The organism is Streptomyces sp. NPDC096311 (assembly GCF_044763085.1).
In the GTDB taxonomy this organism is placed as follows: Bacteria; Actinomycetota; Actinomycetes; order Streptomycetales; family Streptomycetaceae; genus Streptomyces.
This window is the reverse complement of record NZ_JBIWFN010000006.1, coordinates 334,052-349,806: the sequence shown is the minus strand read 5'-3', so window position 1 is coordinate 349,806 and position 15,755 is coordinate 334,052. Positions and strand designations below refer to the sequence as shown.

Below are 15,755 nucleotides of genomic sequence, written 5' to 3'. Positions count from 1 at the left end.
TCTGACAGAGGCCGCGACCTGACAGGGACCGCGAGACCTGACGGAGGCCGCGAGCCCGGACCTCAGTTCTCCGAAGCCGCCGTCTTCTTGGCAGCGGCCTTCTTGGCCGGAGCCTTCTTGGCAGCCGTCTTCGAAGTCGTCGTCTTCTTTGCGGCCGTCTTCTTGGCAGGGGCCTTCTTGGCCGGAGCCTTCTTGGCCGCCGCCTTCTTCGCGGTCTTCTTGGCGGGAGCCTTGGCGCGCTTCTCCGCCAGCAGCTCGTAGCCGCGCTCCGGAGTGATCTCTTCGACGCTGTCGGCGGAGCGCAGGGTCGCGTTGGTCTCGCCGTCGGTCACGTACGGCCCGAAACGGCCGTCCTTGACCACGACGGGCTTCCCGCTGACCGGGTCCTCGCCCAGCTCCTTGAGCGGCGGCTTGGCGGCCGCGCGCCCGCGCTGCTTGGGCTGGGAGTAGATCTCCAGCGCCTCTTCGAGGGTGATGGTGAAGAGCTGGTCCTCGGACTGCAGGGAGCGCGAGTCCGTGCCCTTCTTCAGGTACGGCCCGTAGCGCCCGTTCTGCGCGGTGATCTCCACGCCCTCGGCGTCCTTGCCGACGACGCGCGGCAGGGACATCAGTTTGAGGGCGTCGCCGAGCGTCACCGTGTCGAGCGACATCGACTTGAAGAGTGACGCGGTACGCGGCTTGACGGCGTTCTTCCCCGTCTTCGGGGTGCCCTCGGGGAGCACCTCGGTGACGTACGGGCCGTAGCGGCCGTCCCTGGCGATGATCTGGTGACCCGACTCCGGGTCCGTACCGAGCTCGAAGTCGCCGCTCGGCTTGGCGAGCAGCTCCTCCGCGAGCTCGATGCTCAGCTCGTCCGGGGCCAGGTCCTCGGGCACGTCCGCACGCTGGTGGTTCTCGGAGTCCTTCTCGCCGCGCTCGATGTACGGGCCGTAGCGGCCCACACGCAGCACGATGCCCTCGCCGACCGGGAAGGACGACACCTCACGGGCGTCGATGGCGCCCAGGTCGGTGACGAGCTCCTTGAGGCCGCCCAGGTGGTCCCCGTCGCCGTTGCCGGCCTCGGCGGCGCCCGTGGCGTCGCCCTCACCGAAGTAGAACCGCTTGAGCCACGGCACGGCCTGCGCCTCGCCCCGCGCGATGCGGTCGAGGTCGTCCTCCATCTTGGCCGTGAAGTCGTAGTCGACGAGCCGCCCGAAGTGCTTCTCCAGGAGGTTGACCACGGCGAAGGACAGGAAGGACGGCACGAGTGCCGTGCCCTTCTTGAACACGTATCCGCGGTCGAGGATCGTGCCGATGATCGACGCGTACGTCGACGGGCGGCCGATCTCGCGCTCTTCGAGCTCCTTGACCAGCGACGCCTCGGTGTAGCGGGCCGGGGGCTTGGTGGCGTGCCCGTCGACCGTGATCTCCTCGGCGGACAGCGGGTCGCCCTCGGTGACCTGCGGGAGACGGCGCTCACGGTCGTCGAGCTCGGCGTTCGGGTCGTCCGCGCCCTCGACGTACGCCTTCAGGAAGCCGTGGAAGGTGATCGTCTTGCCGGACGCGCTGAATTCGGCGTCGCGGCCGTCGGAGGCCCTGCCCGCGATCTTGACGGTGACGGAGTTGCCGACCGCGTCCTTCATCTGGGAGGCGACGGTCCGCTTCCAGATCAGCTCGTACAGCTTGAACTGGTCGCCGGTCAGGCCCGTCTCGGCCGGGGTGCGGAAACGATCACCCGAGGGACGGATCGCCTCGTGCGCCTCCTGCGCGTTCTTGACCTTCCCGGCGTACGTCCGCGGCTGGGCCGGCAGGTAGTCGGCGCCATAGAGCTGCGTGACCTGGGCTCGGGCGGCGGAGATCGCCGTTTCCGAGAGGGTCGTGGAGTCCGTACGCATGTACGTGATGAAGCCGTTCTCGTACAGCTTCTGGGCCACCTGCATGGTGGCCTTCGCGCCGAAGCCGAGCTTGCGCGAGGCCTCCTGCTGGAGGGTCGTCGTACGGAACGGCGCATACGGCGAGCGGCGGTACGGCTTGGACTCGACCGAGCGGACCGCGAAGTTCGTGTCCTGGAGGGCGGCGGCGAGCGCACGGGCGTTCGTCTCATCCAGGTGGAGCGTGTTCGCGCCCTTGATCTGGCCCAGCGAGTCGAAGTCGCGACCCTGGGCGATGCGCTTTCCGTCGACCGCGGTCAGACGGGCGACCAGGTTGGACGGGTCGCTGGCGTCACCGGCGCGGCCGGTGCCGAAGGTGCCGGTCAGGTCCCAGTACTCGGCGGAACGGAAGGCGATGCGCTCGCGCTCCCGCTCGACGACGAGCCGGGTCGCCACGGACTGCACGCGGCCCGCCGACAGCCGCGGCATGACCTTCTTCCACAGAACCGGCGAGACCTCGTAGCCGTAGAGGCGGTCGAGGATGCGGCGGGTCTCCTGGGCGTCGACGAGCTTCTGGTTGAGCTCGCGCGGGTTGGCGACGGCGGCCTGGATCGCGGCCTTGGTGATCTCGTGGAAGACCATCCGCTTGACCGGGACCTTGGGCTTGAGCACTTCCTGGAGGTGCCACGCGATGGCCTCGCCCTCGCGGTCCTCATCGGTGGCGAGGTAGAGCTCGTCGGAGTCGCGCAGCAGGTCCTTGAGCTTCTTGACCTGGGCTTTCTTGTCGGCGTTGACCACATAGATGGGCTGGAAGTCGTGCTCGACGTCCACGCCGAGGCGGCGCACCTCGCCGGTGTACTCCTCCGGCACCTCCGCGGCGCCGTTGGGGAGGTCGCGGATGTGCCCGACGCTCGCTTCGACGACATAGCCGGGGCCGAGATAGCCCTTGATCGTCTTCGCCTTGGCAGGCGACTCGACGATGACGAGTCGGCGGCCGCCGTGTGCGGTGTCGCTGGTCGGGGACAACTTCGCTCTTCTCTCCGGTCGACGCAGGGGGTCTCCCCAGGCCTTGGTCCCGGGGGTCGGGTCATGCTGACGCTGCGGAGTGTGACGGTACATCCCGCCCCCGTGTCAAACGGGAAAAGCCCGCAACGGCCACTCGAACGGTAACCCGACTACCGCCATTCCTGCCGCCCGGAGTGTCCAGCAGCCCTTTCGGGCCTATCCGGAGCGTGACCTCTCAGTTACCGGAGAGCCGCCTCTCACGCGCGCGTAAAACACCACATCCCGAGCGCCAGCGCACCAGCTCCGGCGACACCTGCGAGTGTCGCCGATGCGACGCGGTTCACACCGACGGCGACGGGCTCGCCCTGCCGTACCCGCGCCGCGGTCCAGACCAGCAGTCCGCCTCCGAACAGGACGAACACCGCCCCCACGAAGATCGCCGGTCCGCTTTCCATTGATATGTCCTTCCACCCCGAAGCCCCAGGGTGGGGAGGTTGCCACTCCCCGGAAGCCGACGTGCGAACCTGCGGTGAACGCGGGGAAGACGACGCCCCATGGACCGCTCAGACCGTGGCGGGATCGGGTATCCGCTCGCTTGTCCGCGTTCCGTCGGCCCGTCTCACGGTGCACAGGACTTTGTTGAATCCTTGATTCCACTCCTCCTCACTGGCCAGCCACCCGGAGACGGTGTGCTCCGTGTCGGACGCCCAACTCGACGCGAACTTGTTGGTACAGAGCTTGCCGCCCTGGGCGAGGGCCTTCTTGTAGTCCATGCCCGCCGCGGCCTGCGCGGTGCCGATCACCTGGTCGGTGTGCGGCTCACCACAGTCCGCCAGGCGAGCATCGAAGCTCTTGCCCTTCTCCGCGTAGCTCCAGCAGTCCCCGGTGGCCATCTGAGTGGGCCACAGATTCACCCCCGCGTCCCGGAACCGCCCCACTTCGCCGCCTATCGCGACACGGCGTCCGAGCACGAGACATGCCGTACCGCCCTTGGCCGCGCCGAACCCGTCCTTCGTCGGTGCGACGGCGTAGACACCTACGTCGGGCAGGGCGTCGGCCGTCGCCGTGCTCTGGCTGGTGCAGCGCTGCGCGCCATGGGCGAGGGCGTCGGCGTAGTCGTCGGCCGTGTCGACGGCCACGACCTGCCCGTCCGGCCAGTCCTTGGCGCAGTTCACGACGCCCAGGTTGACCGCCGACTTGAAGGCGGGTCCCGACCAGACCGCCTTCACGCAGTCGCCGACCTGCAACGGCTTGGTGAGTCCCACCTGTTCGCCGTACGGAAACACCGGTCCCGTCGGTCCCGACGACGGGCTCGCTGTGGGGCGCTTCTTCGCGGTCGCGTCCTTCGTGCCGCCGCCGTCGCCGGTGAGTGAGACGGCGGCCCAGGTGCCGCCGACGATCACCAGAAGGACGCCCGCGACGAGGGCGACGACGGGGACCAGGGGCCTCCTGCGGCGCTCCGGCGACAGGGGCGGACCGGCTGTGGACCGGGTGGGCGCACCGGTCCCGGCGTACGGATTCCACTCGTACGCGCCGCTGGGAGTGGACGGACGCCAGGGGCCGTACGCAGGCGGGGTCCCGGAGGGCGGTCCGAACGGGCCACCGGGAGCGGCCGGGCCGCCTGGTGGAGTGTGCGGGGTGTTGGGGTTGTGCGGGGTCGGGTTGTACGGGGCGTTCGGGTTGTACGGGGTCGGGTTGTACGGGGTCGGGTTGTACGGGGTGTTCGGGGTCGAGGGCGCGCCTGAGGTCTGTGGAACGCCGGGGGCTTGCGGGACGCCCGAGGTCTGCGGGACGCCCGGGATTTGCGGGACGCCCGGGATTTGCGGGACGCCCGGGATTTGCGGAACGCCTGGAGTCTGCGGGACGCCAGGGGTCTGCGGGACGCCAGGGGTCTGCTGAACCCCGGGGAGCTGAGGGGTTCCCGGAGGCGAGCCCGTGACATGCCCGGGCGGTGCCCCGGCAAGGAACCCGGGCGGCGCCCCGGCGGCATACCCGGGCGACGGTCCCACGACGTACCCCGGCGGTAGCCCCGCGGGATACCCCGGCAGGGGCCCGAACGCTCCGCCCGCCGCCGCCTGCACCACCCGCTCAAGCCCCCGTGCGACCGCCTCCGGCGACGACCGTCGCATGGGGTCCTTGACGAGCAGTCCGTGCAGCACGGAGGTCAGTTCACCCGCTCGGACGGGCGGAGTGGGTTCCTCGCCGAGCAGGGCCGTCAGTGTCGCGTACTGACCAGGCCGGTCGAAGGGGCCACGGCCCTCGACGGCGGCGTACAACGTGGCGCCGAGGGAGAAGAGGTCCGCGGCCGGGGTGGGCGGCTCGCCGCGGGCGCGCTCGGGGGCGAGATAGCCGGGCGTGCCGAGGATGCCGGCGGTGGCGGTGAGCCGGGGCTCGCGGGACTCGGGCCGGAGCGCGATCCCGTAGTCGGTGAGCAGTACGCGCGCGTAGGGATCACCCGAAGAGTCGGGCGCCAGAAGGATATTGGCCGGTTTCACATCCCTGTGGAGGATCCCGATCCGGTGTCCGGCGGAGAGCGCGTCGAGGACGGCCAGCCCGATCCGGGCGGCCCGAGCGGGCGACAGCGGCCCCGACTGCCGTACGACCGCCTGCAGATCGACCGCGTCCGGCACGTACTCCATGACGATCCACGGCAGTCCCTCGTGCACCACCACGTCGTGCACGGTGACCACATGGGGATGCCCGCGCAGCCGCGCCGCATGCCGGGCCTCGCTGCGCGCCCGGGCCACGCGCTGCCCATGCTCCGCCGCGTCCATCGGCACGTCCGGCAGCGCGATCTCCTTCATGGAGACCTCGCAGGCCAACTCCGCGTCGTACGCGAGCCACACCCTCCCCATGCCGCCCGCGCCGAGCGTCCGCAGCAGCCGGTACCGGCCGCCGATGATCCTGCCCTCGCCCTGATCCGGCGTCTCCCCTGCCATGGCGCCTCCCCCGAGACAGCGCGCCTCCCCCGAGGACGCATGGAGCTTGTCTCTTGAAGGTAGCTTCGCACGCACCACTGACAGGAGCCCTTTTACCTACCAATCCTGATCAATATTGTGCAATCCCGTCAGAACAGGCACATGCGACTCAGCCCTTCACTCCGCGGGCTCGAGGAACCCCTGCTCCACCAGCAGCCGGATCTGCGCGGGCGTCCGGTCACGCAGCAACACCGGGTCCTCGCCGACCAATTGAGCGATGGCGTCCAGGATCCGCCCGGCGCTCAGCGTGCCGTCGCACACGCCCGCGAAGCCCGCGCCGACCGTGTCCACCTTGGTGGCCCGGCGCATCCCGCGGTGCTGGCGCAGCACCACGTGCTCCGGGTCCTCGGCGCCGGGCAGCCCGACCTGCTCCTGGACGACCTCGGCCACGAGCCTGAAGTGCCCTGCGAGCAGGGCAGCGTCGTCACTCGCCCGCAGGTAGTCGACGCGGTCGAAGTGCGCGCGCACGGTCTCGCCGAGCGGCTGCTCGATGGAGTGCGGCCACTCCTCGACCGTGATCGAGGGTTCGGCGGCCGCCGTTCTGCGCAGCGTGATCCATCCGAAGCCGACGGCCTTGACCTTGCGGGCCTCGAACTCGTCCAGCCACGCGTCGTACCGCGCCTGGTACTCGGCGGGGTCGTCGCGGTGGTCGCCCGCGTCGCGCAGCCACAACTCCGCGTACTGCGTGACGTCCTGCACCTCGCGCTGCACAATCCAGGCGTCACAGCCGCGCGGCACCCAGGAGCGCAGCCGGTCCTGCCAGTCCTCACCCTCCACGTGCTGCCAGTTGGCCAGGAACTGCGCATACCCCCCGTCGTTGAGCCGGTCCCCCGACTGCTGAACGAGCGTGCGGCACAGATCGTCCCCGCCCATCCCGCCGTCGCGATAGGTGAGCCGGGCGCCGGGCGAGATCACGAAGGGCGGGTTCGAGACGATCAGGTCGTACGTCTCGTCGTCCGCGATCGGTTCGAAGAGGGAGCCCTGGCGCAGATCGGCCGCCGGGGCACCGGAGAGCGCCAGGGTGAGCGCGGTGATGTGCAGGGCGCGCGGATTGAGGTCGGTCGCGGTCACGCGCGTGGCGTGCTGCGCGGCGTGCAGGGCCTGGATCCCGGAGCCGGTGCCGAGGTCGAGCGCGGAGGAGACGGGCGTACGGACGGTGATGCCGGCCAGGGTCGTGGACGCGCCGCCCACACCCAGGACGACGCTCTCCTCCCGGCTGCCGATGCCGCCCGCGCCGCCGACGGCGCACCCCAGGTCGGACACGATGAACCAGTCCTCGCCGCCGGGCCCGCCGTACGGCCGGATGTCCACGGTCGCGGCGACCTCGTCCGCGCCCGCCCGGGTGAGCCAGCCGCTCTCCAGGCAGTCCTCCACCGGCAGCACGTCCGCCACGCGCGCGTGCGGCACGGGCTGCTGGAGCAGGAACAGCCGTACGAGCGTCTCCAGCGGTGTGTCCCCGCGGGTCGCCCGGAGCGCGGGCACGGTCTCGCTGCGCGCCAGCGCCGCGTACGCGGGGGCACCGAGCAGATCGAGCAGGCCGTCGGCGGTGAACGAGGCGCCGAGCAGGGCGTCCCGCAGCCGAGCGGCGACATCGACGCGGTCGGACGAGGGCAACGGTGACAGGCTGGTGTGACTCACGTCCCCCATTGTGTCCGTTCCCGCCGAAAGGGACGTACACCTGTGGACAGAGCCCGTGCGAATGTGGACAAGCCCGCACGAGGGGTCCTGGGGGCTTTGTACGAGGAACCGTGGGGGCGGTCGTGCAGGGAGCCGTGAGGCGCTTGCACAGGGACCCATGGGCCGTGCGTCTCCGAGAACCGTGGGCTTGTGCCGGGAGCCGTAGGGCACGCGCCACGGGCCCGGTACGCGCGCGTACCGGGCTCTTTCCGGGTGCCGGACCGAATCCCGCTCCGCGGTCGCTCTCCGGGCGCTCCTCGGCGGGTCAGCCCTGGGTGGTCGCCGGCGAGGCGGACGCGGACGCCGAGGCGGACTTGCAGCTCACCTGCTTGGCCATCGCCTTGCCGACGTCGCCCGCTTCGAGCTCCTTCAGGGCGTCGGTCCCGGTCTTGCTGAGCTTCTCCAGCTGCTTGGCGACGCCGTCGAGACCATCCGCGAACTTCGCCTGGTCCTTCGTGTTCAGCGCGTCGGACTGCTTCCCCAGATCGGCGTAGGAGGCGGAGAGGGCATTGAGCTCCTTGACCGCGTTCTCCTGCTTGGTCTTGCCGCTGTCCACGTCCGGCGGGCCGGCCTTCTCGATGGCAGCCGCCATCGCCTTGTAGGCGTCGGAGATGTCCTGGAAGCCCTTGGAGTCGGCCTTCTGCACGTCCGCCGGTGCGCTCTGGTCCGTGGTCTCCTTCTGGATCGCGGTGTTGGCGGCCGCGATCTTCTGGACCTGCGGCTGCACCGCGTCACAGACCTGCTTGGCCCAGGGGTCCAGCTTGTCGTCCTTGCTGCTGCCGCCGCTGCTGCATGCCGACAGCGCCAGCACCAGTACCGCACCGCCGGACAGTGCGGCCGTGAGCTTCTTGTTCACCGGATTGGTCCCTTCCGTGGCTCTCGGCCCCGGAACTTACACGCCGCATGGGCGCCGCCCCTATGGCGAATTTCCGATTTAGTCTCTATTGCAGCCATTTGCTCCATACGAGAGAAGGCTCACGACACAGGTCTGGACATACACGCACGACGGGCGGGCGGCACGTCGCTGCGTGCCGCCCGCCCACGGGGACCTGCCCAAAGACCCGAACGCTACGAAACCACCGCGGCGTCGTGAGGCTTGGACACTCGTTCCGCGTTGTCTTCGTCACCCACGGCGATCCCGCGCCGCTTGGAGATGTACACCGCGCCCACGATCACGAGGATCGAGAGCACCGCGATCAGGATGCGCATACCGAGGTTCTTGTCGTCGCCGTACGAGAACTTCACGACCGCGGGTGCGATCAGCAGCGCCACCAGGTTCATCACCTTGAGGAGCGGGTTGATCGCGGGGCCCGCGGTGTCCTTGAAGGGGTCGCCGACGGTGTCGCCGATCACCGTGGCGGCGTGGGCCTCGCTGCCCTTGCCGCCGTGGTGGCCGTCCTCGACGAGTTTCTTCGCGTTGTCCCACGCACCGCCGGAGTTGGCGAGGAAGACCGCCATCAGCGTGCCGGTGCCGATCGCGCCCGCCAGATACGAACCGAGCGCGCCGACGCCGAGCGTGAAGCCGATGGCGATGGGCGCCAGGACGGCGAGCAGACCCGGAGTGGCCAGCTCCCGCAGGGCGTCCTTGGTGCAGATGTCGACGACCCGCCCGTACTCCGGCTTCTCCGTGTAGTCCATGATCCCGGGGTGCTCGCGGAACTGCCGCCGCACCTCGTAGACCACGGCCCCCGCGGACCGGGACACCGCGTTGATCGCGAGGCCCGAGAACAGGAAGACGACTGCCGCGCCCGCGATCAGGCCCACCAGATTGTTGGGCTGCGAGATGTCCATCATCAGGTTCAGCGGCGCGCCCGGACCGGAGACCTTCTCGCCCACGTCGTTCGCGGCCGTGAGGATCGCGTCCCGGTAGGAGCCGAAGAGCGCCGAGGCCGCGAGGACGGCCGTGGCGATGGCGATGCCCTTGGTGATGGCCTTGGTGGTGTTGCCCACCGCGTCCAGGTCGGTGAGCACCTGGGCGCCCGCGCCCGTGACGTCGCCGGACATCTCGGCGATGCCCTGTGCGTTGTCGGAGACCGGACCGAAGGTGTCCATGGCGACGATGACGCCGACCGTGGTGAGCAGGCCGGTTCCGGCCAGCGCCACCGCGAACAGCGCGAGGATGATCGACGTACCGCCGAGCAGGAAGGCCCCGTAGACGCCGAGGCCGATCAGCAGGGCGGTGTAGACGGCCGATTCCAGACCGATGGAGATACCGGCCAGGACGACGGTGGCCGCGCCGGTGAGCGAGCTCTTGCCGATGTCCCGTACGGGACGACGGGTCGTCTCGGTGAAGTAGCCGGTCAGCTGCTGGATGAGCGCGGCCAGCACGATGCCGATGGCCACCGCGATGAGCGCCAGGATCCGCGGATCGCCGTCCTTCGCCTTGATCGCCGCGTCCGTGACGCCGTCGAGGTCGGCGTACTTCGACGGCAGGTAGACGAAGACGGCCACCGCCACCAGCACCAACGAGATCACCGCGGAGATGAAGAAGCCGCGGTTGATCGCGGACATGCCGCTGCGGTCGGAGCGTCGGGGTGCCACCGCGAAGATGCCGACCATCGCGGTGAGAACGCCGATCGCGGGCACGATCAGCGGGAAGGCGAGCCCGGAGTCGCCGAACGCCGCCTTGCCGAGGATCAGCGCGGCGACGAGCGTGACGGCGTACGACTCGAAGAGGTCCGCGGCCATGCCGGCGCAGTCGCCGACGTTGTCGCCCACGTTGTCGGCGATGGTCGCGGCATTGCGTGGATCGTCCTCCGGAATGCCCTGCTCGACCTTGCCGACCAGGTCGGCGCCGACGTCGGCGGCCTTGGTGAAGATGCCGCCGCCGACACGCATGAACATGGCGATCAGCGCCGCGCCGAGACCGAAGCCCTCCAGGACCTTCGGCGCGTCGGCCGCGTACACCAGCACCACACAGGAGGCGCCCAGCAGACCGAGCCCCACCGTGAACATGCCGACGACGCCGCCGGTACGGAAAGCGATCTTCATGGCTTTGTGCGAGACGGCGGTGAGATCCTTTTCGGGTTCGCCCTTGGCGGGAGTCGCTTCCCTTGCCGCGGCGGCCACGCGGACGTTGCTTCGTACGGCGAGCCACATACCGGTATAACCGGTGGTCGCCGAGAACACCGCGCCGATCAAGAAGAAGATCGATCGTCCGGCGCGCTGATTCCAGTCGTCCGCGGGCAGCAGCATGAGCAGGAAGAACACCACGACGGCGAATACACCGAGCGTGCGCATCTGCCGCCCCAGGTAGGCGTTCGCGCCTTCCTGGACCGCCGCCGCGATCTTCTTCATGCTGTCGGTGCCCTCGCCGGCCGCGAGCACTTGCCGTACCAGCACCCCGGCGACCGCCAGGGCCGCCAGGGCCACGGCGCCGATGACCATCACGATCAAGCGATTGTCATTGGTCAGTACTGCGGCTGCGAAGGTTGTGGGATGGTCAAACTGATGAGGGGTAGAAAGCCCCGCCATTCGTCCTCCTTGACGCTTGGGCTGAGCTCAAGATGTGGACGGATTGTAGGTACCGGAACCTGATCAAAACAGTGCCCGGTAAACGGAATTCGCCTTCACATGCCCATCAGCAAATGATCGACGGGTCTCCATGGAACCCAAAAGAAGTAATGCCCCAAAAGCGTTGACGCTTGATCCAATAATCGCGTGATTGATCGTGAATGAATTCACGAAAGGCGGGGGCGGGCCCCGGCCGGGAGCGGGCATACAAAAAGGGCCCTGCTGAGCAGGGCCCTTCGAGTGTGTTGCGGGGGTGCGATCAGGGAACGAGCGCGGCCGGCGGCGTGGTCGGCCAGCTCATCTTGATCACTCCACCATGCTCACCGGCGGTGACTTCGACATCGTCGACGAGGCCACTGATGACCGCGAGGCCCATCTCGTCCTCCTCGGCATCCGTGTCCGGATCACCCGTGGCACCGGGTGCCGTCTCACCGGGCGCCGAACGCGGCGCCTCGTCGCCGACCTCGATGGAGAACTGCTTCTCCTCCTCGATCAACGTCACCCGCACCGGCGCCGAGATGCCGCTGCTCTGGTGCAGTCCGACGGCACGAGTACAGGCCTCGCCGACGGCGAGTCTGACCTCGTCGAGGACGGCCTCGTCCACTCCGGCCCTGCGCGCCACCGCTGCCGCCACCAGTCGGGCGGTCCTGACGTGCTCGGGCAGCGCGCTGAAGCGGAGTTCAACGGTGGCCATGCATCCCCCTCAACTACGGGCGTGCTGTCAGGGGGCCGGGCCGCCGAGGCCCAGCCCCCCGTCCATTGCTTCTACCGTCTCGGACACCACATCACTCGTGACGCCCAGGAGACGGGGTCAGTCGGTGGCCGCTACCGCTTCCTCGACCGAGGTGTGGATGGGGAACACCTTGGTGAGACCGGTGATGCGGAAGATCTTCAGAATGCGCTCCTGGTTGCAGACCAGTCGCAGCGAACCCTCATGGGCACGCACACGCTTCAGGCCGCCCACCAGCACGCCGAGCCCGGTGGAGTCGAGGAAGTCCACGCCCTCCATGTCGACGACAAGGTGAAAATTGCCGTCGTTCACCAGCTCGACCAGCTGCTCGCGCAGCTTGGGCGCGGTATATACATCGATTTCGCCACCGACCTCGACGACCGTACGATCGCCGACGGTACGGGTCGACAGGGACAGGTCCACGGATCCTCCAGCACCTTGCTATCGAGCGGTCATCCCAAGGGACACCTCGGCAGAGCCCCCGGGACGGTTCGCCAGCCGCGATGGCATTCAATCACTTACCGGCAGGCGTGCACGACGCCTTGGCCCCATTGTCCGTCACGCCAGTGACACACTCGGTGCCGATGGCCAAGAATCATCGATCCGATCGACCCTCGACGGACACCGCTTCCCGCCCCGATCCGGGCACTGTCCTGGACCGGCTCGCCTCGGGGCCGAGCCGGGCTTCGCGCATCACTCATACGGAGCACTTGCCCCCGCGGGTGGGTCGCCATGCCGTGTGGCCCGACCGGATCCGTCCGGAGGTCATCGCCGCGGTGCAGGCCGCGGGCGTCGAACACCCCTGGGCCCACCAGGCGCTGGCCGCCGAGCACGCCCTGGACGGCGACTCCGTGGTCGTCGCCACCGGCACCGCCTCGGGAAAGTCCCTGGCATACCTCACACCGGTCCTGACGGCCCTCCTGGACGGCTCCGAGGCTCCGAACGGCCGGGGGGCCACCGCGCTCTATCTGGCCCCCACAAAGGCCCTTGCAGCCGATCAGCGCCGTTCGGTGAAGGAACTTTCACAACCTTTGGGCAATGCGGTTCGCCCAGCCGTGTACGACGGCGATACTCCGTTCGAGGAACGCGAGTGGGTACGCCAGTACGCCAACTACGTCCTGACCAACCCCGACATGCTGCACCGCGGGATATTGCCCTCCCACCCCCGCTGGTCCTCCTTCCTCCGCGCCCTGAAGTACGTCGTCATCGACGAGGTCCACACCTACCGCGGCGTCTTCGGCTCCCACGTGGCCCAGGTACTGCGCAGGCTGCGCCGCCTGTGCGCCCGCTACGGCTCCTCCCCCGTCTTCCTGCTGGCCTCCGCGACCGCCGCGGAGCCCTCGGTCGCCGCCCGTCGGCTGACCGGCCTCCCGGTCGTCGAGATCGCCGACGACGCCTCCCCTCGCGGCGAACTCGTGTTCGCCCTCTGGGAGCCCCCGCTCACCAAGTTGCACGGCGAGAAGGGAGCACCCGTTCGGCGTACCGCCACCGCCGAGACGGCCGACCTCCTCACCGACCTGACCCTCCAGGGCGTGCGCTCCGTCGCCTTCGTACGATCCCGCCGCGGCGCCGAGCTGATCGCGGTGATCGCCCAGGATCGCCTCGCCGAGATCGACCGCTCACTGGCCCGGCGCGTGGCCGCCTACCGCGGCGGCTACCTCCCCGAGGAACGCCGCGCCCTGGAGCGCGCCCTGCACTCCGGCGAACTCCTCGGCCTCGCCGCCACGACCGCCCTCGAACTCGGCATCGACGTCTCGGGCCTGGACGCCGTCGTCATCGCGGGCTACCCGGGCACCCGGGCCTCCCTGTGGCAACAGGCGGGCCGCGCCGGCCGCTCGGGGCAGGGCGCACTCGCCGTCCTCGTCGCCCGCGACGACCCGCTGGACACCTTCCTCGTGCACCACCCCGAGGCCCTGTTCGACCAGCCGGTGGAATCCACCGTCCTCGACCCCGACAACCCGTACGTCCTCGCCCCGCACCTGTGCGCCGCCGCCTCCGAGATCCCCCTCACCGAAGAGGATCTGGAGCTCTTCGGCCCGGCCGCCGCGGATCTGCTGCCACAGCTGGAGGCCGCGAAGCTGCTGCGCCGGCGAACGACGGCGTGGCACTGGACCCGTCGGGAGCGGGCCGCCGACCTGACCGACATCCGCGGCGAGGGCGGCAGTCCGGTACAGATCGTCGAGGCCGGGACCGGGCGGCTGCTCGGCACGGTCGACGCGGGCTCCGCGCACACCACGGTCCACGAGGGCGCGGTCCACCTCCACCAGGGCCGTACGTACCTGGTGAAGCACCTGGACCTCGAGGACTCCGTCGCCCTGGTCGAGGAGGCCAACCCGCCGTATTCGACGGTCGCCCGCGACACGACGTCCATCTCCGTCCTGGAGACTGACATCGAAGTCCCCTGGGGCGAGGGCAGGTTGTGCTACGGCTCCGTCGAAGTCACCAACCAGGTCGTCTCCTTCCTGCGTCGTCGTGTCATCACCGGCGAAGTGCTGGGCGAGTCGAAACTCGACCTCCCTCCTCGTACGCTCCGCACGCGCGCCGTGTGGTGGACGGTCACCGAGGACCAGCTGGACGCGGCCCGGATCAGCCCGGAGATCCTCGGCGGCGCCCTGCACGCCGCCGAGCACGCGTCGATCGGCATGCTCCCGCTGTTCGCCACCTGCGACCGCTGGGACATCGGCGGCGTGTCCCTCCCGCTGCACCCCGACACGCTCCTGCCCACGGTCTTCGTCTACGACGGCCACCCGGGCGGCGCGGGGTTCGCGGAGCGCGCCTTCCACACCGCCCGCGCCTGGCTCACCGCCACCCGGCAGGCCATCGCGTCCTGCGAGTGCGAGGCCGGCTGCCCGTCCTGCATCCAGTCCCCCAAGTGCGGCAACGGGAACGAGCCGCTGCACAAACGGGGCGCTGTGCGGCTGCTCACGGAGCTGCTGCGGGGGGCGCCGGAGGTCTAGGCGCCGGCTCCTGTGGTCTCGCGGGACCGGCTCTGGACCTGACCTCCACATCGAAGGGGCCGGCGCCCGACGCGGCCGTGACGTCCGAGATCTCGCCCGCCACGGCGCACCGCACCAGCCGGGCACGCTGGGATCGCACCACCCGGTCCGCCTGGGCGCAGGCCGCCGTGCCGCCGTCCGCCCAGTGGTCCGCCGCGGCGAGCGCGGCCAGGTCGGCCGCCCCCGCCGCACGGTGCCGGACCACGACCGCCTGTCCCATGGACAGGACGGCCCCGAACACCACACACAGCACGGCGATCGCCCCGACGGTCCAGACGGTGGCCGATCCTCTGTCCGAGCAACGGATCCGGTAGGTGTGCCATCTGTTCCAAGCGGCCGTCCACGCGACGTGTCCGCGGCTCCGGACCCTCATCCCCTCACCACCCCCACCGTCTCCTCCGCGAGGGCCACGGCCTCGTCGCTGAGCTCCAGTGACAGTCCGTCCGGTCCCGGCGCGCTCGCCTCGACCGTGACCCGGACGAGGTCGCCCTCCCTGGTCACCGTGACCCTGGCGCCGCGCGGTGCCGCGCGGCGGGTCGTCGCCAGCACCGTGTCCGGCGGGTCCTGGCGGGCCGCCGCGCGGGCGCCCGCCCTGGCCGCGTCCACGCACTGGATCTGCGCCGACGCGGCGAGCAGGGCCCAGACCAGCGCCATTCCGACGAGCACCAGCGAGGGCAGCACCACGGCGGCCTCGGCGGTCACGAATCCCCGGTCCCCACTCCGACTCCGGCCCCCACTCCGACTCCGGCCGCGGCTCCGATCCCGGCCCGCCGTCCCGCGTTCACATCGGCGCATTGAGCGCCCGCCCCACGATGCCCTGCAACTCCGCGCCTACCTGGCCGCTCGTCACCACCTTGTAGAGCACCGCCGCGAAGGCCACCGCCGCGAGGACTCCCACCGCGTACTCGGAGGTGACCATTCCCGCGTCCCTGCGCGCCGCCAGACCCAACAACCACGCCCGCATCCGTACGCCCACCGTTTTGCCCATCTCAACCCCCGTAAGGTT

12 protein-coding genes are annotated in these 15,755 nt (G+C 69.9%); 1 reads left to right on the top strand and 11 read right to left on the bottom strand.

Annotated elements, in window-relative coordinates; all coding sequences use genetic code 11:
* Positions 1-62: 62 nt before the first annotated feature.
* From topA to bldG, 8 genes are all read right to left on the bottom strand, one after another.
* Positions 63-2,876, bottom strand: a complete 2,814-nt coding sequence (topA, locus tag ACIRA5_RS18215) for a type I DNA topoisomerase (RefSeq protein WP_403691781.1) — start codon at positions 2,874-2,876, stop codon at positions 63-65.
* 236 nt (positions 2,877-3,112) lie between these two features.
* Entirely contained in the window at positions 3,113-3,310 is a 198-nt protein-coding gene (locus tag ACIRA5_RS18210; protein WP_403691780.1) for a hypothetical protein, read from the bottom strand.
* Positions 3,311-3,418: 108 nt separating this feature from the next.
* On the bottom strand, positions 3,419-5,794 hold the full coding sequence (locus tag ACIRA5_RS18205; RefSeq protein WP_403691778.1) for a protein kinase: 2,376 nt from the start codon (positions 5,792-5,794) through the stop codon (positions 3,419-3,421).
* Between the two features lie 156 nt (positions 5,795-5,950).
* Positions 5,951-7,480, bottom strand: a complete 1,530-nt coding sequence (locus ACIRA5_RS18200) for a methyltransferase (protein WP_403691776.1) — start codon at positions 7,478-7,480, stop codon at positions 5,951-5,953.
* Positions 7,481-7,775: 295 nt separating this feature from the next.
* Positions 7,776-8,366: a small secreted protein gene (locus ACIRA5_RS18195; protein ID WP_403691774.1), complete on the bottom strand. Its 591-nt coding sequence runs from the start codon at positions 8,364-8,366 to the stop codon at positions 7,776-7,778.
* 212 nt (positions 8,367-8,578) lie between these two features.
* Entirely contained in the window at positions 8,579-10,984 is a 2,406-nt protein-coding gene (locus tag ACIRA5_RS18190) for a sodium-translocating pyrophosphatase (RefSeq protein WP_403691772.1), read from the bottom strand.
* Between the two features lie 298 nt (positions 10,985-11,282).
* The gene (locus ACIRA5_RS18185) at positions 11,283-11,717 is read right to left on the bottom strand and encodes an ATP-binding protein (protein WP_403691770.1); all 435 of its coding nucleotides are present in this window, start codon (positions 11,715-11,717) and stop codon (positions 11,283-11,285) included.
* Positions 11,718-11,834: 117 nt separating this feature from the next.
* On the bottom strand, positions 11,835-12,176 hold the full coding sequence (gene bldG / locus ACIRA5_RS18180) for an anti-sigma factor antagonist BldG (RefSeq protein ID WP_010986038.1): 342 nt from the start codon (positions 12,174-12,176) through the stop codon (positions 11,835-11,837).
* An 80-nt stretch (positions 12,177-12,256) separates the two neighbouring features.
* Here bldG and ACIRA5_RS18175 point away from each other — a divergent pair, with 80 nt between their 5' ends.
* The gene (locus tag ACIRA5_RS18175; protein WP_403691768.1) at positions 12,257-14,710 is read left to right on the top strand and encodes a DEAD/DEAH box helicase; all 2,454 of its coding nucleotides are present in this window, start codon (positions 12,257-12,259) and stop codon (positions 14,708-14,710) included.
* Here ACIRA5_RS18175 and ACIRA5_RS18170 read toward each other — a convergent pair.
* From ACIRA5_RS18170 to ACIRA5_RS18160, 3 genes are read right to left on the bottom strand one after another with little or no spacing between them, the layout of a single operon-like run.
* On the bottom strand, positions 14,676-15,122 hold the full coding sequence (locus ACIRA5_RS18170; RefSeq protein WP_403691767.1) for an Rv3654c family TadE-like protein: 447 nt from the start codon (positions 15,120-15,122) through the stop codon (positions 14,676-14,678). The two genes, ACIRA5_RS18175 and ACIRA5_RS18170, sit on opposite strands and share 35 nt — an antisense overlap.
* Positions 15,119-15,544, bottom strand: a complete 426-nt coding sequence (locus ACIRA5_RS18165; protein WP_403691765.1) for a TadE family type IV pilus minor pilin — start codon at positions 15,542-15,544, stop codon at positions 15,119-15,121. Before ACIRA5_RS18165 ends, ACIRA5_RS18170 begins: the two co-directional genes overlap by 4 nt.
* A complete protein-coding gene (locus ACIRA5_RS18160; protein WP_403691763.1) occupies positions 15,531-15,737 on the bottom strand; it encodes a DUF4244 domain-containing protein in 207 nt (68 codons plus the stop codon). The genes ACIRA5_RS18165 and ACIRA5_RS18160 overlap by 14 nt, the downstream gene beginning before the upstream one ends.
* Between the last annotated feature and the right edge of the window lie 18 nt (positions 15,738-15,755).